Below are 19,835 nucleotides of genomic sequence, written 5' to 3'. Positions count from 1 at the left end.
TCGTTATCCCAAAAATCGCTGCGCGGTTTTGGGGGCAGGCATCAGAAATTATCCTTGCGCTTGCGGATTTCGGCGAAAACTTCGGCATCCGAGGCTTTCTCCATGCCGAGATGCTTGCGGATCGCCGGGTCGTGCCAGCGCAGGAACGGGTTGGTCGACAATTCCTCGCCGATGGTGGTCGGCAGCGTCGGCTTGTTGTCCGCGCGCAGCGCCTCGATCCTTGCCGCGCGCTGCTTCAGCGCCGGATTGCTCGGATCGACCGTCACGGCGAAACGGGCATTGGCCAAGGTGTATTCGTGGCCGCAATAGATGGTGGTTTGCGCCGGCAGCGCCGCCAGCTTCTTCAGCGACTCATACATGACCGGCGGTTTGCATTCGAACAGCCGGCCGCAACCCAGCGCAAACAGCGTGTCGGCGGTGAAGGCCACCTTGGAGGCCGGCAAATAATAGGAGACATGGCCGGCGGTATGGCCGGGCGTCTCGATGACCTCGATCCTTTCCTCGCCAAGGCGCACGACCGAGCCCTGTTTCACCGTATCGTCGATGCCGGGAATCTTCGCCTTCTCGGCCTCCGGGCCGACGATGCGCAGTTTGAAGCGCTCCTTCAGCGCCAGATTGGCTTCGACATGGTCGGCATGATGATGCGTGGTGAGGATCAATGTCGGCGTCCAGCCTGTGCGCTTGATCGCCGCCAGGATCGGCGCCTCTTCCGGCGCGTCGACGATCGCCGTCTCACCGCTCTTCGGATCGTGGACCAGCACGCCGAAATTGTCGGTGCGGCACATGAACTGCTCGATTTCGACCGGCATCGCATGTCTCCCTTTGTCGTCGCAGACATAGGGCGGACGCGTGCCGATGTCATCCAGGTTTGTCGAGACTGGCGCGTTCGTTGAGCCGGCCGCCTTTGTTGAACTTGGCTGGCTTCACGGCTACCGTCCCGCGCATGCATTCGGATATCGTCGATCTGCGCTCCTTCTACTCGTCCACGCTCGGCCAACTGGCCGAGCATTCGATCACCATGGCGCTGTCGTCCATATGGGCAACGGTGCCCAACGAGCGGTTGGTCGGCCTCGGCTACACGCTGCCATGGCTGGAGCGCTTCGGCACCGATGCCGAGCGTGTCTTCGCCTTTATGCCGGCGACGCAGGGCGCGGTGGTGTGGCCGGCGACCGGGCCGGCGGCGACGGCACTGGTGTTTGACGAGGAACTGCCGCTGGTCGATTCCTGCATCGACCGCGTGCTCCTGGTGCATTCGCTCGAACATGCCGAAAATCCGCGCGAGACGCTGAACGAGATCTGGCGCGTGCTGTCGCCGGCGGGCAGGGTGGTCATCGTCGTGCCCAACCGGCGCGGCGTGTGGGCGCGCTTCGAGCACACGCCCTTCGGCAACGGCCGGCCGTTCTCGCGCGGCCAACTGACCGAATTGCTGCGCGAGGCGAACTTCACGCCGGCGACGTGGAGCGATGCGCTGTTCTTCCCGCCGTCGCCGCGGCGTTTCATGATGCGGTTCCACAATGTGCTGGAGAAGGCTGGCCGGCGGTTCTGGCCGATCTTTTCCGGCGTGATCGTCGTCGAAGCACAGAAACGGCTCTATCAGGGCGTGCCAGTCGCGCAGCGCGCCTCTCGCCGTGTCTTCGTTCCGGTCTTCTCGCCACAGGGGGCAACGCGGCTTGGCCGGCACGCGAGCGACGGCGCGCCTGGCCAAGTGACGCGTTCGTGATCGCCGCCGCGCCTTGCATCGCGCAGCGATCATCACCCTATCTGAGACGTGCCCGATCCAACCATGCTTCGCTCGGCGCGGTAATGATGACCGCGGCGGAAACCAGGAATATCCTTCATGGACGACCAGACCGATAAAAAGCCGGGCCCGCAAAAACCCGCCGTCTCGGTCGAGGCAAGCAGCCTCGCCGACCAGATGGCGACGATCAAGCTGGGGCTGAAAACCTCGCCAGTGCGCAGGCAACTTGCGTGGGTCTCCATCGGCATCGTCGCGGTCATCGTCGCCACCTCGATCGGACAGGTCCTGCTCAACCGCTGGAACCAGCCTTTCTACGATGCGCTGGCCCGGCGCGACATGGCGGATTTCCTACACCAGCTTCTGGTCTTTGCGATGATCGCCGGCGGACTTCTGGTGCTCAATATCGGCCAGACCTGGCTCAACCAGATGATCCGGTTGCGGTTGCGCGAGGCCCTGACGCTCGACCTGATCGATCAATGGATGCGTCCGGCGCGGGCCTTCCGGCTTGCCAATGCCGGCGCCATCGGCGTCAATCCCGACCAGCGCATGCAGCAGGATGCGGCCCATTTGTCGGATCTGTCGACGGATCTCGGCGTCGGACTGCTGCAGTCCTTCATCCTGCTCGTCTCCTTCATAGGCGTGCTGTGGGAGCTTTCTTCCGGCTTCGTCTTCCACATCGGCGACTATTCATTGGCGATACCGGGCTACATGGTCTGGGCGGCCTTCTTCTATGCCGGCATCGCCTCCTGGCTGAGCTGGCTGGTCGGACGTCCGCTGATCGGCCTCAACAGCGAGCGCTATACCCGCGAAGCGGAACTGCGCTCCTCCATGGTGCGGGTCAACGAGAATGTCGATGCGATCGCGCTTTACCATGGCGAGCCCGACGCCCGGCGCCGGCTGGAGCTCGACCTCGGCACGGTGCTGGGCGCCATGCGGCGCATCTTCACCGCGCAGATCAACCTGGCCTGGGTGACCGACACCTATGGCTGGATAACGGTCGTGGCGCCCATCCTGGTGGCTTCGCCGGTGTATTTCTCGGGCGACATCTCGTTCGGCGGATTGATGATGGCGGTAGGCGCGTTCAACCAGGTCCATTCGTCGCTGCGCTGGTTCATCAACAACATCGGCAGCATCGCCGACTGGCGCGCGACGCTGATGCGCGTGGCCGATTTCCGGATCGCGCTCACCGAGACCGATGCGCTGCACGACACGGAAAAGCGCATCCAGTTCGTCGAAAACGCCAATGGCAGCCTGACCTTCGAAAAGCTCGAAGTGGCTTCGCCGGAAGGCTGCACCAAGCTTGCCCAGACGGATGTCGAAATCCGCCCCGGAGAGCGCGTCATGATCACCGGCGAGCCGGGCGCCGGCAAGACATTGTTCTTCCGCGCCATTGCCGGCCTGTGGCCGTGGGGGAGCGGCCGGATCGGCCTGCCTGCAGGCGAGACTCCCATCTTCGTGCCCCGCGTGCCGTATTTCCCGGCCGGCACGTTGCGCGAGGTCCTCGACCATCCGAACGGCAAGGCCCCGGCCAGCGATGCCGAGATCGCGGCGGTGCTTGGCGAGGTCGGCCTCGATCGGCTGGCGACCATCATTGACCATCCCGGGCGGTGGGAACGCGAGCTCGGCGATGACGAGCAACGGGCGCTGGCTTTCGCCAGGCTCGCCTTGCGCAAGCCGAAATGGGTGATCATCGACGAAGCGCTCGACGCGTTCGACGGCCCGACGCTACGGCGGGTGCTGGCCATGCTGCAGAAGCGTCTGCCCGAAACCGCGATCGTCAATATCGGGCGCGGTCAGCACAACAACCAGTTTTTTCCGCGCTCGCTGAATATCGTCAAGGATTCCGGCTCGCCGGCGCTGAAACCCGCGCGCGTCAGGGCAGGGGCGATCGAGCCGCCGCCCGCGGCGCCGCGCCGCAAGAAGGAAACCACCGAAGTTTAGAAGCCGCTCAGACCGCCCGGGCGCCGTATTTGGCGCGGAACTCGTCATAACAATCGCGGCGCCAGCGGCGGCCGACGACATAGCCGCGCAGGAGCTGCGGCAGCGAATAGCCGAGCGCCTTGGACGAGCGATTGGCGAGGTAGCCGGAAAAGGCCTGCTGCAGCCGCCCCTGCAACGTGTCGGCGATGATCTGGCGGGCGATCATGTAGGGCGGGACGTCGGGGTAGCGGTCGGCGATATAGGGGTGCTTGTCGATCAGGTTGGCATAGGCCGCAACATAGCCGTCGCGCCGGCCGGAGATCGAGTTCTCCGAATTGTACTTCTTCCAGTCGATGTCCTCGGACAACTGGGCGCCGCCGCGGCGGGCAAAGCGCAGCAGAAGCTCGCGATCCTGCATGCGCGTGATGTCGCTGTCATAGCCGCCGATCGCGAGCAGCGATTCGTGCCTGGCGGTGATCGCCGAGCCGGCGATGAAGATGGTCTGCGAGACCAGGGCGCGCTGCAGCGTGCCCTTGTCGAGGAAGGCCTCGCGGTTAATGCATTTGGTGCTGCGGCTGCCCTTCAGCGACACGAAGGAGCTGATGAGGACCTCGAGCGAAGGGTTCGCGTCGAAGCGCGCCAGCGTCCGCTCCAGCCGGTCGGGCAGATAGACATCGTCCGAATCGAGGAACGTCACGACCGGTGCCCGCGCGCGCTCTATGCCCGCATTGCGCGCGGCGTTGGCGCCGCGCCATTTGGCGCCGACATAGATCAGCCTCGGGTCGCGGATTTCGGCGAGCGCGGCGGCCGTTCCGTCGGTCGAACCGTCGTCGACGACAATATGCTCGAAGCGGGTAAGTGTCTGCGCCAGAACGCTTTCCACCGCGCGCACGACCTGGCTGCGCCGATTGTGGGTCGGCGTGATCACCGTAATCAGCGGAATGTCTTCGCTCGACATCGGGCTGCCACTACCGGTCGTTTCTTCCGTGTGTCGGATGGGTTTGATGGCTATGTTCTTGTCCCACCTGTGATTTGCGGCCGACGCTACAAAAAAGCCACCTTTGTGTCACGCCAGGCCGGCCTGGAAATGCCCAAAAACTGGTGGCTTTTCCGCAACATTGCGGTTTGATGGCAACACAATCGGCCTCAGCCTTGATTGGATGGTCCGCCAGCAGGTCCCAGCGACGGCTTTGTCCCTATGACGCCCGAGGTAATCGACCGGACTAGCTGGTTCCCGCATGGTGATCCCGACGAGGCCGGGTGATCGGCTTCGACCCATCAAGGAGCAGCACCATGACCGCCTACGCCGTTGCCCATATGCGCCAAGTCACGCCGGGTCCCTGGATGATCGAATATCTTGAGAAGATAGACGCCACGCTGGCGCCGTTCGGCGGACGTTTCCTTGTCCATGGCGGCGATGTCGAGCTTGTCGAGAACAACTGGCCAGGGCACCTGATCGTCATCGAGTTCCCGGACAGGCAGCATGTACGGGACTGGTACAATTCGCCGGCCTATCAGGCGATCCTTTCGCTACGCACCGAGAATTCGCAGTCGGACGTGATCTTTGTCGACGGCGTCGAGCATCCGCACAAGGCTACGGATGTGCTTGGATGAGGGCGCATCGAGCGTCAGCGCTTCAGCAAGAACACCGCCTGCTGGCCGAAGAAGTTCCAGAACCACCATGGCATCGACAGGCCGATCTTCTGGCCGTTGGCGTCGAGCGCGGTCGCCTTTTCGACGGTCGCGCCAAGCTCCTCGCACAAATTGACGAAGTCGCGGATGGTGCAGAAGTGGATGTTGGGCGTGTCGTACCAGGAATAGGGCAGATCCTTGGTGACCGGCATCCTGCCTTTGATCAGCAGCGAAAAGCGCACGCGCCAGTGACCGAAATTGGGGAAGGAGACGATGGCGCGGTTGCCGATCCGAAGCAGCTCGTCGAGCACGATCTTCGGGTTACGCGTCGCCTGCAGCGTCTGCGAGAGCACGACGAAGTCGAAGCCCTTGTCGGCGTAGAATTTCAGATCCGTGTCGGCGTCGCCCTGGATGACCGATAGCCCGCGCGCCACGCATTCGTTGACGCCGCGCTGCGACAGTTCCAGCCCGCGGCCGTCGACCTGTTTGGTCTCCTGCAACAGTTCCAGGAGCACGCCGTCGCCGGAGCCGACATCGAGGACGCGCGAATTGGCCGGAATGAGGTCGGTGACGACTTCGAGGTCGACACGCTGGGCGCGATTGACGCTCATAGGCTGAGCCCCCTGGCGCGAGCCGCCGAGGCGATGAAGCCGTTGATGGCCGCGAACAGTTCCGGTTCGTCGAGCAGGAAGGCGTCATGGCCGCGATCGGTCTCGATCTCGACGAAGGAGACGGAAGCGCCCGCCGCGTTCAAGGCATGCACGATCGAGCGGCTCTCCTCGGTCGGGAACAGCCAGTCGCTGGTGAAGGAGACCAGGCAAAAGCGCGTCCTGGTGCCGGCGAAGGCGTCAGCGAGGCGCCCGCCGTGATCGGCGGCAAGATCGAAGTAATCCATCGCGCGGGTCAGATAGAGGTAGGAATTGGCGTCAAAGCGGTCGACGAAAGTCATGCCCTGGTGGCGCAGATAGCTCTCGATCTGGAAATCGGCGTCGAAGCCGAAGGTGAGCGCCTCGCGGTCCTGCAAATTACGGCCGAACTTGCGGTGAAGCGCGGCTTCCGAAAGATAGGTGATGTGGGCGGCCATGCGCGCGACGGCCAGCCCCTTTTCCGGCCGCTTGCCGAAATCGAGATATTTGCCGCCATGCCAGTCCGGATCGGCCATGACGGCCTGCCGGCCGACCTCATGGAAGGCGATGTTCTGCGAGGAATGGCGGGCGCCGGTGGCGATCGGTAGCGCCGAGAAGACCCGCTCCGGATAGCTTGCTGCCCATTCCAGCACCTGCATGCCGCCCATCGAGCCGCCAAGCACGCAAAACAGCTTTTCGATGCCGAAATGATCGATGAGCATCGCCTGCGCGCGCACCATGTCGCGGATGGTGATGATCGGCAGGTCGAGCCCATAGGGCTTGCCGGTCGCCGGGTTGGTCGAGGCCGGGCCGGTCGAGCCGAGGCAACCGCCCACGACATTGGAGCAGATCACGAAGAAGCGGTTGGTGTCGATGATCTTGCCGGGACCGATCAGCACCTCCCACCAGCCCGGCTTGCCGGTCACCGGATTGGTGTTGGCGACGTGCTGGTCGCCGGTCAGCGCGTGGCAGACGAGGATGGCGTTGGAGCGCGCGTCGTTCAAGCTGCCGTAGGTCTGGTAAGCGATCTGGAAAGGAGAAAGCAGCGTGCCCGCGTCGAGCTTCAGCGGCTTGTCGGGGCCAAACTGCAGCACCGGGCTCGACGGATGGTCGACCTCGTCCTTGGTTCTTGCAGCGCGCTGAGCGGCCATGTCCGTCCTCAATCCTGTGCCGCATCGGTCTTGTCCCGATGCGGTGTCCGGCCGGGAGCGGACAACAAAAAACCGGCTTGCCGTCGCAAAGCCGGTTACAGGTTGCAAACGGCCCTTTAGCAAGTTGTTTAACGTGGCTGCAAGCCGACCGGCCAAATCACCACGGAAGTCTGGCAGTCCTTCTAGGACCAGCGCCGCGCTTCGTCAACGGGTAGCCTGCTGGCGGGCGGCCCGCTTACGCCAAGCGGCGGCACTCGACATTCCAGCCCGTGGCCTGTATTTCCGCTGCGGCCTTGAAGGCCTTCTCGACGGATTTGTGACATGAAGCAGGATCAGCCCCGTCCGACGCCCCGCGCGGGCATCATGGACATCGAGGCCTATGTACCGGGAAAAAGCACTGCCCCGGCCGGCGTGACGAAGGTCTACAAGCTGTCGTCGAACGAAAATCCGCTGGGACCCTCGCCGAAGGCGATCGAGGCCGCGCGCGAGGTTGCGGCGAAGCTCGACGTCTATCCCGACGGCACGGCACGGCGGTTGCGCGAGGCGATCGCCGATGTGCATGGGCTCAATCCGGCGAACATCATTTGCTCCAACGGCTCCGACGAGATCCTGGGGCTCCTGGCGCAGACCTATCTCGCGCCGGGCGACGAGGCCGTGTTCACCGAACACGCCTTCATGGTCTACAAGATCTACATCCAGGCGGCCGGCGCCAAGCCGGTCGCGGTGAAGGAAACCGACGAGCGCGCCGATGTCGACGCGATCCTTGCCGCGGTGACGCCCAAGACGAGGATCGTGTTCCTCGCCAATCCCAACAATCCGACCGGCACCTATGTGCCGTTCCAGGAAGTGCGCCGGCTGCACGCGGCATTGCCGAAGAACGTGCTCCTGGTGCTCGACGCCGCCTATGCCGAATATGTACGGCGCAACGACTACGAAGCCGGCATCGAGCTCGCCGGCAGCTCCGAGAACGTGGTGATGACCCGCACCTTCTCCAAGCTCGGCCTCGGCGGCGCCCGCATCGGCTGGATGTACGGGCCGGCGCATATCGTCGATGCGATCAACCGCATCCGCGGCCCGTTCAACGTCAACGCCACCGCGATCGAGGCCGGCATCGCCGCGATCCGCGACCGCGCCCATATCGAGCGCAGCGTGGCGCATAACGAGAAATGGCTGGCCTGGCTCAGCGCCGAGCTGACCGGACTCGGCCTGCGCGTCACGCCCAGCGTCGGCAATTTCGTGCTGATCCATTTTCCCGACGACCAGAAGCATTCGGCGGCGGCCGCGGACGATTATCTGAGCGCCCGCGGTTACATCCTGCGCCGCGTCACCGGCTACGGCTTCCCCAACGCGCTGCGCATGAGCGTCGGCACCGAGGAAGCCAATCGCGGCGTCGTCGATGCGCTCAAGACCTTCCTGAAAAGCTAGAACACCCATGGCATCACCGATGTTCGAGAAAATAGCGCTGGTCGGCATCGGCCTGATCGGCTCGTCGCTCGCCCGCGTCATCTGCCGCGAAGGGCTTGCCAGGCACATCGCCATCGCGACGCGCAGCGCCTCGACGCTGAAGCGCGCCGAGGAGCTCGGTCTCGGCGATTCCTACTCGACGGATGCAAAAGAAGCGGTGCGCGACGCCGATCTCGTCATCGTCTCGGTGCCGGTCGGCTCGTCCGGCGAGGTCGCGGCCGAGATCGCGCCGGCGCTGAAGAAGGGCGCCATCCTCACCGATGTCGGCTCGACCAAGGCCTCGGTGATCGCGCAAATGCAGCCGCATGTGCCGGAGGGCGTGCATTTCATCCCCGGACATCCGCTGGCCGGCACGGAAAAGTCCGGACCCGATGCCGGCTTCGCCGATCTCTTCGAGAACCGCTGGTGCATCTTCACGCCGCTGCCGGGCACCGATCCCGCCGCGCTCGAAAAGCTTTCGGAATTCTGGCGGCGTTGCGGCTCCAACATCGACACGATGGACCCGCAGCATCACGACATGACGCTCGCGATCGTTTCGCATCTGCCGCATATCATCGCCTACAACATCGTCGGCACGGCGGACGACCTGGAAGCGGTGACCAAGAGCGAGGTCATCAAATACTCCGCCTCCGGTTTTCGCGACTTCACCCGCCTTGCCGCCTCCGATCCGACCATGTGGCGGGATGTGTGCCTGCACAACAAGGATGCGATCCTGGAGATGCTGGCGCGGTTCTCGGAGGATCTGGCCTCGCTGCAGCGGGCGATCCGCTGGGGCGACGGCGAGAAGCTCTTCGACCTCTTCACCCGCACCCGCGCCATCCGCCGCTCGATCATCGAGGCCGGCCAGGATATCGATGTGCCGGATTTCGGCCGGCAGGCCGTCGAGCATCCGGCCAAAGGCAACTGATATTCGACTCGGCCTGACCTGAATCTCAACTCCCCTTGCCTTCTCGGACTGGCGGCCAATGCGCCGCCATCATGGCCAGCGTCTCGGTCCTGTCCGGCGCGCCCAGACGGCCGCCGAAGCGCAGGCATTTGAGCGCGGCGGCGGCGCTGGCAAAGCGCAGGGCTTCCTCCATCGGCATGGCCTCGGCGAGGCCGACGGCAAAAGCGCCGTGGAAGACGTCGCCGGCGGCGAGCGTATCGACCGCCTTGACCTTCGGCGCCTCGATATGGCGCACGCGCCCAGTCGTTCGGTCATGCCACCAGGTGCCGGCCGCGCCGCCGGTCACCGCGACGAAGGCGTCGGTGCGCGATGCAAGGTCGGCGCAGGCGCTTTCGGGGTCCAGCGCGTGGCCGCAGACGATGCGCGCCGCGGGCTCCGAGGCAACGATATGCGAAGCCAACGGCAAGAGCCGTTCCAGGACTTCGACGGGTGCAGTGTCGGCGTCCAGGATCGCCGGGCGGCCGATCGATCTGGCTGCGCTCAAAGCAAGCGCCGCGGCGCCCGGCCAGCGGACATCCACCAGCACGGCGTCGAAGCCGGAGAGGTCGGCAAGCGGCAGCGCCTCGGGATCGGCTTGCGCCTTTTTGTCGTAGAAGGGGACGATGATGCGCTCGCCATGCGCATCCACAACGATGGCGGCCAGCGCCGATCGCGCGCCAGGGACGCGGCGGATAAGGCTGCAGTCGACGCCTTCGGCCTCGATGTCGGCGATCAGTTGGTCGCCGACCGGATCGTCACCCGCGCTTGCCCAAAGCGAGACCTCGGCGCCGAGGCGATGCGCGGCGCAGGCGGCGCTCGTCGCCATGCCGGAGGCGATCTGAACGCCGTCGCCGGCGATGAATTTGCCCTGATGCGCCGGCAGCGTCTCGACGCGAAGGATGGTGTCGAGGGTGAAGGCGCCGACGCTGAGCAGTCTGACCGGCTTCGCCATCGCCGCGTTACTCGAGAGGCTTGATCTTGCCGAGCGGAATGAAGCCGAGCGAGGCCTTGCCTTTGACGATCTTCAGCGGCATCGACGGTTCCTTTCCGAGCATCGCCAGGGCGGCAAATCCCTGCTCGATTTCGCTTTTATGCTCGGGGACGGCGCCGGCAAGGATAGAAGCCACCGCTTTCGGATCCTTGAGCTTGATCGTCAGGTCCCCATCGATTAGCCCTTCCGCATCGACCGAAACCGGACCGGACACGGTGACGCGCGCCGTGCCCGACGACAGGTCGAGCCTGGCAATCTCGATCGACTGGCCGCGTAGGCTTTTCGGGGGCGCGGCAATCAGCGCCACGCCGTTCTTCAGCGTTACGTCACCGCTGCCGTCCAGCGCAGGCAGCACGCGACCGTCGATAGCATCCGCGTTGATCTCCAGATCGCCGAAGCTGCCGACATAATTGATGTCCTGGCCGACCGGCTGCAACTGGCCGGCCGCCTTGCCGGCGCTGAACAATTGCATCGGATCCGTGTCGTCCTGCGGATCGGTCTGACCGTTAAGGCCGTCGGCCCGCAGCGAGACGCTCCGCGGCAGCGGCCACCATACCTTGATATTGGCCTGCAACTGGTCCCAGTCGATCCATAGCGGCGGCATGCCGGGCGCCATCGTCCTCAGCGGCCCGCGCAGATCGGCGACCGGGGACAAGGGGCCGGTGATCCCGGCGACGGCGTTGAAGCTTCCGGTGGAGGCCGCGACCTTCCGGGCGTCATCCTCATAGGCGATGTTGTCGCAGGAGACCGTGAAGCTCATCGGATAGCCGCTGACGGTGAGATTGGCGCATCCGGCGGCGATTCCCTTGCTGCCCAGCCGCGCCACCGCCTGGTCGGCTTCGGTCTTGAGCCTGCCGGCGAGATAGAACCAGCCGCCGCTGTAGATGGCGAATAGCACGACGATGAACGAGGCGAGCCAGAACAGCCAGCGGCGGGGTTTGGGCGATCGCTCTTCACTTGACGTCATGCTGCGGCTCTCGTTAACCCGGCGAGCGGGCGTTTACCAATACGCAAACAAGCGGGGGACAGAAGAGGCACCTTGGCGGTGCGGTATCGTTCACTCGAATGCGATCAGGCTTGGCGATATGGGCGATTTTTGGGTTTTTGGCTATGGGTCGCTGATCTGGCGGCCCGGATTTGCCCATGTCGAGACGCGCCGTGCCCGGCTCTACGGCTATCGCCGGTCGCTTTGCGTCTATTCCTTCGTGCATCGCGGCACCCGGGCGCGGCCGGGCCTCGTGCTCGGTCTCGACCGGGGCGGCTCGTGCATCGGCCTCGCTTATCGTGTCCCGGGCAATCTGCGCGACGAGGTGCTTTCGTACCTGCGCGAGCGTGAGCTGGTGACCAGCGTCTATCTCGAACGCATGCTGGACATCCGACTGAATGACGGCAGTTCGGTCGAGGCGGTCGCCTACATCGTCGACCGGCAGCATGAGCAATATGCCGGCGCGCTCGATGCCGATCACGCAGCGGAACTCGTTCGCGGCGCCGTCGGCCGGTCCGGCAACAACGAGGATTATGTGCTGAGCACGCTGGAGCACCTCAAGGCGCTCGGCATCCGCGATCATTGGCTGGAAGAGGTGGGCCGACAGATCGCGCCTTCGTGAGCGGCTTCAAGCAATTCCGGATACAACCCGCGACGCACCTGAATTGCCCTGGTCCGATCAAAAAGCAAAACCATGCCTTTGACCTCGGCAGGCCACGACCTAGCTTAGCGGCATCCCATCCCTGGGCATCAGGCCCGTTCCGGCACAACGGAGATCAATCTTGCAGAAACGTCGTCTCGGTCGCACCGACCTTTCCATCGCGCCGCTGGTCCTGGGCGGCAACGTCTTCGGCTGGACCGCCGACGAGAAAACCTCTTTCGACCTGCTCGACCGGTTCGTCGGCGCGGGCCTGAACGCCATCGATACGGCCGATTCCTATTCGCGCTGGGTCCCCGGCAACAAGGGCGGCGAATCGGAAACCATCATCGGCAACTGGATGAAGAGCCGCGGCAACCGCGATCAGGTGATCGTCATCACCAAGGTCGGCTCCGACATGGGGCAAGGCAAGAAGGACCTCTCCGCCGCCTACATCGAAAAGGCGGTGGACGCTTCGCTGAAGCGGCTGCAGGTCGATGTCATCGACCTCTATCTGTCGCATTGGCCTGATCCGACCACGCCTTACGAGGAAACGCTCGGCGCCTATCAGCGGCTGCTCGAAAAGGGCAAGATCCGCTACCCCGGCTGCTCCAATCTCGATGCCGGGCAGTTGCGCGCGGCGCTCGACGTCGCCAGCCTGCGCAGCCTGCCGCGTTACGAGGTGCTGCAGCCTGAGTACAATTTGTACGATCGCTCGTCGCTCGACGGACCGCTGCTCGACCTCTGCAAAGCCGAGGACATCGGCGTTATCACCTATTTCAGCCTGGCCAAGGGATTTCTGAGCGGCAAATACCGCAGCAAGGCCGATCTCGGCCAAAGCGCGCGCGGCGAGGGCGTCGCCGGCTACCTCAACGAGCGCGGCATGCGCATCCTTGCCGCGCTCGATGCCGTGGCCGAGCGCCATTCAGCCAAGCAGGCGGAAGTGGCGCTGGCCTGGATCATCGCGCGGCCGGGCATCACCGCCCCGATCGCCAGCGCCACCACGCCGGCCCAGATGGACAGCCTGATCCGCGCTGCTTCACTCAAGCTTTCGGCCGACGATATCGCGGCGCTGGACCGGGCCAGCGCCTGAGGCGGGCGCCCCGCACGATCGTTCAAGACGGTCATGTCGATCCTTCGTAAGTCCTGCCGTATCACGGCAGGTGGAGGGTTCGGCATGGCTGGTAGTGTTCTGACTGGAGCGCAGCCTTGGCAGCAAGTGCTGGCGCTCATCGTGGCTGCGACCGTCGTCATGGGCAGCCCAGGGCCATCGACTATCAGCGTGACCGCCGTCGGCGCGGCTTTCGGACTGCGTTCCTCGCTGAGTTACGCGTCAGGACTTGTGCTTGGAACGATCGCCGTGCTCGTGGTCGTGGCGGCCGGCATCGTCGGTATGCTTGCTTCGATGCCCGGGCTGGCCAAGGCGCTGACGATCCTATCGGTCTCCTATATCCTTTATCTCGCTTTCAAGATTGCGACGGCACCGCCGCTGGCCGAAGGCGGAAGGCAAGCGGCACGTCCGACATTCACCGGCGGCTTCATGCTCGCCGTCGCCAATCCGAAGGCCTATGTGGCGATCGCCGCCGTCTTTGCCGGCGCCGCGTCGCAGGCCGAGCCGCTCGGCGTCTCCACCAGGCTGCTGGTGCTTGCCGCGATGATCGTCGCCATCCATGTGGTCTGGCTGCTCGCGGGAACGGCCTTCGCGCGCTTCCTGCGCCATCCGCTGGCGTCGCGAATCATCAATCTGGCGTTTGCAGCGATGCTGGTGCTGACGACCCTGCTGGCAATGCCGCGATAATCGATCAGCTCTTGGCAGTTACGCCGAGCTCCGCCAGCCGCTTGACCGCGGTCGGCGGCATGGGCGGCGGGTTCGGCGCCCGCGCGGCCTCGACCAGCAACTCGTCGCAAGCAGCTTCGGTCTCGCCGATCAGCCGCCGCATGAATTCCTCCTTGCCGAGCCCTGGCGGGATTGGCGGCAGGAAGCGGGCCTTGATGGTGCCGGGATAGCGCAGGAACTTCCGGCGCGGCCAATAGAGGCCGGCGACATGGGCGACCGGGACCACCGGCACGCCCAGTTGCGAATAGATCTCGACGATGCCGTATTTGTAGGAGGGCTCGGCGCCCGGCGGGCGGCGCGTGCCTTCGGGATAGATGATGAGCTGGCGCGGATTACGGTTCATCTCCTGCCTGGTCGCGACAACGACCGCCTTCAGCGCTTTCGAGCGGCTGCCGCGGTCGACCGGTATCATGCGCATCTTCATGATGTACCAGCCGAAGAAGGGGATCCAGGTCAGCTCGCGCTTCAGGATGTAGAGCGCGTCGTCGAGATAGGGGAAGAAGGCGATCGCGTCCCAGAAGGACTGGTGCTTCGGCGCCAGGATGAAGGACCCTTGCGGCAGGTTCTCGACGCCGGTGATCTCGCTCTTGGTCGCGGCGATCTTGTCATAGAGCCACATTGAGGTGCGCGACCAGAATTTCGGCACGAACCAGGCGCGGTGGCGCGGCGACAGGAAATAGAAAGGCGTCCAGAAGATCATCTGGACGATCAGGCTGAGATAGAAAACGAAGTTGAACGCCAGCGAGCGGATAATGAGCATGCAAGGGGCCCGTGAGGAAGTGTGCGTTGGTTACACCAAGCGGCGGCAAAAAGGAAACGCCGCCGCATGGACGCAACGTTAAAGCGATCTGGCCAGCCGCTCCTTCAGGCGCGGCGCGGCGAAATCGAGGAAGGCCCGCAGCTTCACCGGCAGCCGGCCCTGACCGGCATGGACGAGGCTCACCGGCCAAGGCGGCGGCTCGAACGGCTCCAGCACCACCCGCAGCGCGCCAGCGCGCACGGCGTCGTCGGCCTGGTAAGACAGCACTTTCGTCAGGCCAAGGCCGGCGATCGCGGCATCGATCGCCGCCTCGGCTGTGTTGACCTGCAGGCGCGAGCGGACCGGGATTGTGGTCTCGGTCTTGCTGGCGCCGAAGTTCCACGTGGCAGGCGAGGCGAGGCCTTCGAAGGTGACGCAGTTGTGGCCCGCCAGTTCCGGCGGTTTCATCGGCGTGCCGTGCAAGGCGAGGTAGGCCGGGCTTGCGCAGACGATGCGGCGGATCGAGCCGACGCGAGTCGCGACCATGGTCGAATCCGGCAGCTCGCCGATGCGCACGGCAAGATCGATATGCTCCTCGACCAGCTGGGTGATCCGGTCGGACAAGGTCAGGCGGACGTCCACTTGCGGATAGACGGCGAGAAAGCCGGTGATCACCGGCAGCACATGCAGGCGGCCGAAGACGACCGGCGCGGTGATGACCAGCTCGCCGGTCGGGCTGGAGTATTCGCCGGCCGCCATGCGTTCGGCCTCGCTGACCTCGTCGAGGATGCGGCGGCAGGCGGCGAGATAAGACCGGCCGGCATCGCTCAGCGCCAGGCGGCGCGTCGAGCGGTTGAGCAGGCGCGTCCCCAAGTGCTTCTCCAGGTCGGAGAGCTTTCTGCTGACGGTGGCCAGCGGCACACCAGCGCGCCTGGCAGCGGCGGAAAGGCTGCCGGCCTCCACCGTGGCGACAAACAAGGACATGGCGTCGAGGCGATCCACTATTCTTCCGAAATTTGGAAAGATGGATTGCGAATATGCGCTCTACATCCGGTTTTCGGAAGGGGCTATTTGACGTGCGATCCTATCCGAGGAGCGCCCATATGAGTGAATCCACCAGCGACGTCGCCTTCACGCCAACCGTGAAGGCCATCCAGTCCCGCAAGGGGTCGCGAGACTCCTATGCGCGCGTCGAGCAGCGCGGCGGCTGGCGGGCAACGATCACGCCGGATCTCGCCGCCTTTATCGCGGCGCAGACCAGCGTGTTCCTGGCGACCGCAAATGCCGAGGGCCAGCCCTACATCCAGCATCGCGGCGGGCCGGCCGGCTTCCTCAAGGTGCTGGACGAGCACGTGATCGGCTTCGCGGATTTTTCCGGGAACCGGCAGTTCATCACCCAGGGCAATCTCGAAGACAACGACCAGGCCTTCCTGTTCCTGATCGACTACATGCTCAGGCAGCGCATCAAGATCTGGGGCAGGGCGCGGGTCGTCGAAAATGACACGGAGCTGACGGCGAGGCTGATGCCGGCGGACTACAAAGCCCGGCCGGAGCAGGCGATCCTGTTCACCGTCACGGCCTGGGATGCCAATTGCCCGCAACACATTCCGCAACGTTTCGAGGCGGCGGATGTCGCAGCGGCGCTTGCCGAGCGCGACCGGCGCATCGCCGGCCTGGAGCAGGAGAATGCCCGCCTGCGCGATGGTGCGGCCAGGCTTTAGTTCTTCACCACGGTCGATGCTTCCGCCAGCGTGACGCCCTCGGGCGTCGCGCGCAGCGGCAGGAAGCCGCGCGCCAGCGACAGCACATATTTGCTGTATTCGGTGAGCAGCACGCGCAGCGCCTCCGGCTTGGTCAGCCAGCCGCCATTGCCGAGATTGGTGTTGACCACCGGATAGGGTTCGAGGCGCGCGCCATGCAACAGCCGGCCCATCTCGAGCAGGCTGCGTGGCATGTGGTAGTTGTTGGTGACGATGATGATGCTGCCATAGGCGTGGTTCTCCACCCATTTGGCGCTTTCCTCGGCATTGCCGATGGTATCGAGTGCGGCGCGGTCGATATCGACGCAGCAGGAGAAGAGCTGCTTGTCGCCGCCCATCGCCGCCTGCAACTGGCGCCTAGTGGCCGAGGGATGGACGCCGCTGATCAGCAAGCGTTCGCCCTTGCCGGAGGCCAGCAGGTCCATCGCCGCGTCGAGCCGCGACTGTCCGCCGGTGAGCACGATGATGGCGTCGGCTCTGGCCGGGTTGAGCGGGGTCGTCATGTGGCTGACCTTGTCGGCGAACCAGCCGAAGCCGCCGGCAAAAAGCACCAGCGCGGCGAGAACCGCGAAACCGCAGACGCGCAAAGCGAGCCGCAGACGACCAAGCGAGGCGGGGGCAGCGCTGCGCACGCGCATCGCCGGCATCCGTCCAACCGTATCGATCGAATCCCGCGCTTCCATCATCCCCAGGTTAATCCTGAAAGCATCCCATGGTTAACTCCGAAATGCGGCGTTTGATGGGTAAGGCGCGCACATTGCGTTACGGCAGGTGTCTCGTGTGTGATCGTTGTCTTATATAGCGCTTGCGCCGGTTTCTGGATCGAGCTCATGGATCAGCCCGCATCCGGCTGGCGAACATCGATGTCGCTGAGATAGGCGACGACGGTGGCGTGTGAGGTCGCTGCGGTCAACGCGCCGATGACCAGCACCATCAGGCCGACGCCGAAATAGCCTGCCGAACCGATGGCGAAATTGCCGAACAAGGCGGTCGCCTGGTCGGCCTGGGGCGTGGCCATGTTTCGGGACGACCACCAGGAAAACACGATGAAGACCACGATCGCGAGCGCACCGCCGGCGGCCGCGCCCTTCATGCCGGTGACCAGGAAATGCCAGCGGAACTCGCGTGCGATGAAGCGCGCCTCGGCGCCGACGAAGTGCAGCACCTCGATGATATGGCCGTTGCCGGCCATGGCGCCGCGCGTGGCGAACACCACAGTCAGAACGGTCGCCGAGAGCATCAGCACCAAAACGGCGATGCCGATGGTCACCGTGGTGTGCGCCATGGCGACCAGGCGGTCGACCCAGGTGCGGTGGTCGTCGAGCGCGGCAGTCGGGATCTTGGGCGTGATGGCGGCGCGCATGGCGGCGAAGTCCGGGGGGCTGGCCTCGTCGATGGTGACGATGATGAGGCGCGGCACCGGCAATTCGTCGATGTTGAGACCGCTGCCAAGCCATGGCTCGAGAAGGCGCGCGGTGGCGTCGCGGTCGATGATCTTGGTGCCCTTCACGCCGGGGAATTCGCTGGCGATTTGCGAGGCCTGGGCAAGGGCCGCTTCCATGTCGAGACCGTCGGCCGGCTTGATCTGGATCGTGGCCTCGCGCGAAATCTGGTTCTCCCAGACCGATGCCGTATCGCGCACCAGCGTCACCGCGCCGAAGGTGAGGCAGGACAGGAAGGTCATGATGGCGATGACCAGCACCAGCGCCCGGCCGGCGATGTTCTGCGCCGGCACGATCGGCGCCATCTTGCGCTGGACGCGCCGGACTGTCACCGGCGCCTCGGCGGTTTCGTCCTGGAGATGATCGGCCGGAAAGTCAGTCATAGACGTCCAGCCTTCCGCCAGCCAGGATCATGCGGCGCGCATCGACCTGTTCCATCAAGCCGAGGTCGTGGGTGGCGATGACCACGGCGGTGCCCAGTCGGTTGAGTTCGATGAACAGCCTGAGCAGCCGGCGCGCCAGCGGCGGATCGACATTGCCGGTCGGCTCGTCGGCCAGAAGGATCTCCGGCTGCTCGATGAGGGCGCGCGCGATCGCGGCGCGCTGCTTCTCGCCGCCGGACAGCACCGGAGGCAGCACATGCATGCGGTCACCGAGGCCGACCCATTTCAGAAGCTCGGTGACGTCGGTGCGGTAGCTCGCCTCCTCGCGCCCGCGCACCCTCAAGGGCAGCGCGACATTCTCGTAGGTGGTCATATGGTCGAGCAGGCGGAAATCCTGGAACACCACGCCGATGCGGCGGCGCAGCAGCGGCAATTCGCTGCGCGAGATGCGCGATCGGTCCTTGCCGAAGATGGTGATCAGCCCGCGCGTCGGCTTCAGCGACATGAACAAAAGACGCAGCAAGGTGGTCTTGCCGGCGCCCGAAGGGCCGCTCAGGAACTGGAAGGAGCGCTCCGGAATGTGCAGGGAAATATCGCGGAGGATCTCCGGACCCATGCCATAGCGGAGGCCGACATTTTCGAAGCGGATCACGTTCGGCGACCTGAAACTTTCGGCGGCGACGCGCCACAATCTACGTTAACAGACCATCGGCCGGCATGGTTAACCGGCGGTTAATTTTTCGACGTTCAGCGTGCATCAAAGCCATTCCGGTGGGGAAGCGTTAACCAATTCCGTTTACGCAAAAGAAACGAAGACTGCACTGGTGCCGCAATGGCTGACGACAGAACCGCGCGCCCTGTTTCCGGCGAAATCATGACCGGCCCGGCAACAAATGCCGCGCCGGAGCGCGTCATGCTCGATGCCGCCGATATCCTCGACGCCGACTACGTTGTGCTGCCGCGTTTTGCCGCGGCGCCGGCGGCACCCCCGCCGCAGATCCCGCCGAGGCCGGCCATCGAAGGCATGGGCATGCTGCGCAAACCGGAACCCGCGCCGTCGCGGCCCTCGCGGGGCGGTCCGATGTTCTGGATCGCCGGCGTCGGCATAGCGCTCGCCTCCTTCTGGGTTTCGGGAGGTCATGCGCTGGTCCGGCAGAGCCCCTTCTGGACCACCGCCGCGCCGACGAGCGCGCTCACCATTTCCGGCGTGACGTCGCGCATCGATGCGTCGGGATTGAAGCCGGTCCTATTCGTCGACGGCGAGGCCGCCAATGACGGGATGAGGTCGGAAACGCTGCCGCCGCTCGAAATCCGCGTCACCGACAACAACGCCAACATCACCCGCTACAGGCTGGGGACATCCAACCGCTCGCTGGCGCCCGGCGAAAGATTCGGCTTTTCCAGCCGCCTCGATGTGCCTAAAGACGGCATCAGGACCGTCTCCGTAGTCTTCGCCGGCTAGGTGTGCGGATATTCAGGTGAGGCCGACCTGCGAACCACGGCTTCCTGCGCTTCCGGTGCTCAGGTACTTCAAGTACGCTCCGCTCCGGTTCTCGGAAGCCATCGTTTTCGACTCGGCCTGACCTGAATCTCCGCACACCTTAC

At 64.7% G+C, this 19,835-nt stretch carries 21 protein-coding genes and 1 riboswitch; of the genes, 10 read left to right on the top strand and 11 right to left on the bottom strand.

From position 1 onward, the window contains the following. Positions 1-41 precede the first annotated feature (41 nt). The gene (gene gloB / locus MJ8_RS28890; protein WP_201411978.1) at positions 42-809 is read right to left on the bottom strand and encodes a hydroxyacylglutathione hydrolase; all 768 of its coding nucleotides are present in this window, start codon (positions 807-809) and stop codon (positions 42-44) included. A gap of 134 nt (positions 810-943) precedes the next feature. Here gloB and MJ8_RS28885 point away from each other — a divergent pair, with 134 nt between their 5' ends. Next, positions 944-1,720, top strand: coding sequence for a class I SAM-dependent methyltransferase (locus MJ8_RS28885; RefSeq protein WP_201411977.1), 777 nt, complete (start codon positions 944-946; stop codon positions 1,718-1,720). Between the two features lie 117 nt (positions 1,721-1,837). Further along, on the top strand, positions 1,838-3,679 hold the full coding sequence (locus MJ8_RS28880; protein ID WP_201411976.1) for an ABC transporter ATP-binding protein/permease: 1,842 nt from the start codon (positions 1,838-1,840) through the stop codon (positions 3,677-3,679). 7 nt (positions 3,680-3,686) lie between these two features. Here the strand turns inward: MJ8_RS28880 and MJ8_RS28875 are convergent, their stop codons facing one another. After that, positions 3,687-4,616, bottom strand: a complete 930-nt coding sequence (locus MJ8_RS28875; protein ID WP_201411975.1) for a glycosyltransferase family 2 protein — start codon at positions 4,614-4,616, stop codon at positions 3,687-3,689. Positions 4,617-4,951: 335 nt separating this feature from the next. Between MJ8_RS28875 and MJ8_RS28870 the strand changes: the two genes are divergently transcribed. Then, positions 4,952-5,272 carry a DUF1330 domain-containing protein gene (locus MJ8_RS28870; RefSeq protein ID WP_201411974.1) on the top strand — a complete coding sequence of 107 codons (321 nt, stop codon included), beginning with the start codon at positions 4,952-4,954 and terminating at the stop codon, positions 5,270-5,272. 14 nt (positions 5,273-5,286) lie between these two features. Here MJ8_RS28870 and metW read toward each other — a convergent pair whose 3' ends face one another. Together metW and metX are read right to left on the bottom strand one after the other, a co-directional pair. Beyond that, positions 5,287-5,901 (bottom strand): methionine biosynthesis protein MetW, encoded by a 615-nt coding sequence (gene metW / locus MJ8_RS28865; protein WP_201411973.1) that lies wholly within the window; start codon positions 5,899-5,901, stop codon positions 5,287-5,289. Further along, complete coding sequence (gene metX / locus MJ8_RS28860) at positions 5,898-7,067, bottom strand: homoserine O-acetyltransferase MetX (RefSeq protein WP_201411972.1); 1,170 nt, start codon at positions 7,065-7,067, stop codon at positions 5,898-5,900. The genes metW and metX overlap by 4 nt, the downstream gene beginning before the upstream one ends. A 96-nt stretch (positions 7,068-7,163) precedes the next feature. Next, a riboswitch (SAM riboswitch) is annotated at positions 7,164-7,241 on the bottom strand. 147 nt (positions 7,242-7,388) lie between these two features. On the opposite strand from metX, the gene hisC reads away from it, so the two are divergent. Then, positions 7,389-8,492 carry a histidinol-phosphate transaminase gene (gene hisC, locus MJ8_RS28855; protein WP_201411971.1) on the top strand — a complete coding sequence of 368 codons (1,104 nt, stop codon included), beginning with the start codon at positions 7,389-7,391 and terminating at the stop codon, positions 8,490-8,492. Positions 8,493-8,499: 7 nt separating this feature from the next. Continuing rightward, entirely contained in the window at positions 8,500-9,438 is a 939-nt protein-coding gene (locus tag MJ8_RS28850; RefSeq protein WP_201411970.1) for a prephenate/arogenate dehydrogenase family protein, read from the top strand. Between the two features lie 25 nt (positions 9,439-9,463). Here MJ8_RS28850 and MJ8_RS28845 read toward each other — a convergent pair whose 3' ends face one another. Next, entirely contained in the window at positions 9,464-10,408 is a 945-nt protein-coding gene (locus MJ8_RS28845) for a sugar kinase (RefSeq protein ID WP_201411969.1), read from the bottom strand. A 7-nt stretch (positions 10,409-10,415) separates the two neighbouring features. Then, positions 10,416-11,414: a DUF2125 domain-containing protein gene (locus MJ8_RS28840; protein ID WP_201411968.1), complete on the bottom strand. Its 999-nt coding sequence runs from the start codon at positions 11,412-11,414 to the stop codon at positions 10,416-10,418. A 118-nt stretch (positions 11,415-11,532) separates the two neighbouring features. Between MJ8_RS28840 and MJ8_RS28835 the strand changes: the two genes are divergently transcribed. The 3 genes from MJ8_RS28835 to MJ8_RS28825 all read left to right on the top strand — a co-directional run bounded on the left by MJ8_RS28835 (position 11,533) and on the right by MJ8_RS28825 (position 13,867). After that, positions 11,533-12,054: a gamma-glutamylcyclotransferase gene (locus tag MJ8_RS28835; protein ID WP_201411967.1), complete on the top strand. Its 522-nt coding sequence runs from the start codon at positions 11,533-11,535 to the stop codon at positions 12,052-12,054. Positions 12,055-12,214: 160 nt separating this feature from the next. Next, positions 12,215-13,162, top strand: coding sequence for an aldo/keto reductase (locus MJ8_RS28830; RefSeq protein ID WP_201411966.1), 948 nt, complete (start codon positions 12,215-12,217; stop codon positions 13,160-13,162). Between the two features lie 84 nt (positions 13,163-13,246). Then, positions 13,247-13,867, top strand: a complete 621-nt coding sequence (locus MJ8_RS28825; RefSeq protein ID WP_201411965.1) for a LysE family translocator — start codon at positions 13,247-13,249, stop codon at positions 13,865-13,867. A gap of 4 nt (positions 13,868-13,871) precedes the next feature. Here MJ8_RS28825 and MJ8_RS28820 read toward each other — a convergent pair whose 3' ends face one another. Both MJ8_RS28820 and MJ8_RS28815 read right to left on the bottom strand, forming a co-directional pair. Continuing rightward, positions 13,872-14,666: a lysophospholipid acyltransferase family protein gene (locus MJ8_RS28820; RefSeq protein WP_201411964.1), complete on the bottom strand. Its 795-nt coding sequence runs from the start codon at positions 14,664-14,666 to the stop codon at positions 13,872-13,874. A gap of 78 nt (positions 14,667-14,744) precedes the next feature. Further along, positions 14,745-15,647, bottom strand: coding sequence for a LysR family transcriptional regulator (locus tag MJ8_RS28815; RefSeq protein WP_201411963.1), 903 nt, complete (start codon positions 15,645-15,647; stop codon positions 14,745-14,747). 101 nt (positions 15,648-15,748) lie between these two features. Here MJ8_RS28815 and MJ8_RS28810 point away from each other — a divergent pair, with 101 nt between their 5' ends. Then, on the top strand, positions 15,749-16,366 hold the full coding sequence (locus MJ8_RS28810) for a pyridoxamine 5'-phosphate oxidase family protein (protein ID WP_201411962.1): 618 nt from the start codon (positions 15,749-15,751) through the stop codon (positions 16,364-16,366). Here MJ8_RS28810 and MJ8_RS28805 read toward each other — a convergent pair. The 3 genes from MJ8_RS28805 to ftsE form a co-directional block, all read right to left on the bottom strand. Next, positions 16,363-17,091, bottom strand: coding sequence for a YdcF family protein (locus MJ8_RS28805; protein ID WP_201411961.1), 729 nt, complete (start codon positions 17,089-17,091; stop codon positions 16,363-16,365). The genes MJ8_RS28810 and MJ8_RS28805 overlap by 4 nt on opposite strands. Before the next feature lie 149 nt (positions 17,092-17,240). After that, complete coding sequence (locus tag MJ8_RS28800; protein WP_201411960.1) at positions 17,241-18,230, bottom strand: cell division protein FtsX; 990 nt, start codon at positions 18,228-18,230, stop codon at positions 17,241-17,243. Then, positions 18,223-18,882 carry a cell division ATP-binding protein FtsE gene (gene ftsE, locus MJ8_RS28795; protein WP_040998894.1) on the bottom strand — a complete coding sequence of 220 codons (660 nt, stop codon included), beginning with the start codon at positions 18,880-18,882 and terminating at the stop codon, positions 18,223-18,225. The genes MJ8_RS28800 and ftsE overlap by 8 nt, the downstream gene beginning before the upstream one ends. A 180-nt stretch (positions 18,883-19,062) precedes the next feature. On the opposite strand from ftsE, the gene MJ8_RS28790 reads away from it, so the two are divergent. Beyond that, positions 19,063-19,692 carry a hypothetical protein gene (locus MJ8_RS28790; protein ID WP_201411959.1) on the top strand — a complete coding sequence of 210 codons (630 nt, stop codon included), beginning with the start codon at positions 19,063-19,065 and terminating at the stop codon, positions 19,690-19,692. Positions 19,693-19,835 lie beyond the last annotated feature (143 nt).

It is taken from the genome of Mesorhizobium sp. J8 (assembly GCF_016591715.1).
Lineage (GTDB): Bacteria > Pseudomonadota > Alphaproteobacteria > Rhizobiales > Rhizobiaceae > Mesorhizobium.
The sequence above is the reverse complement of the archived record's forward strand: the minus strand, read 5'-3'. Positions and strand labels throughout refer to the sequence as shown.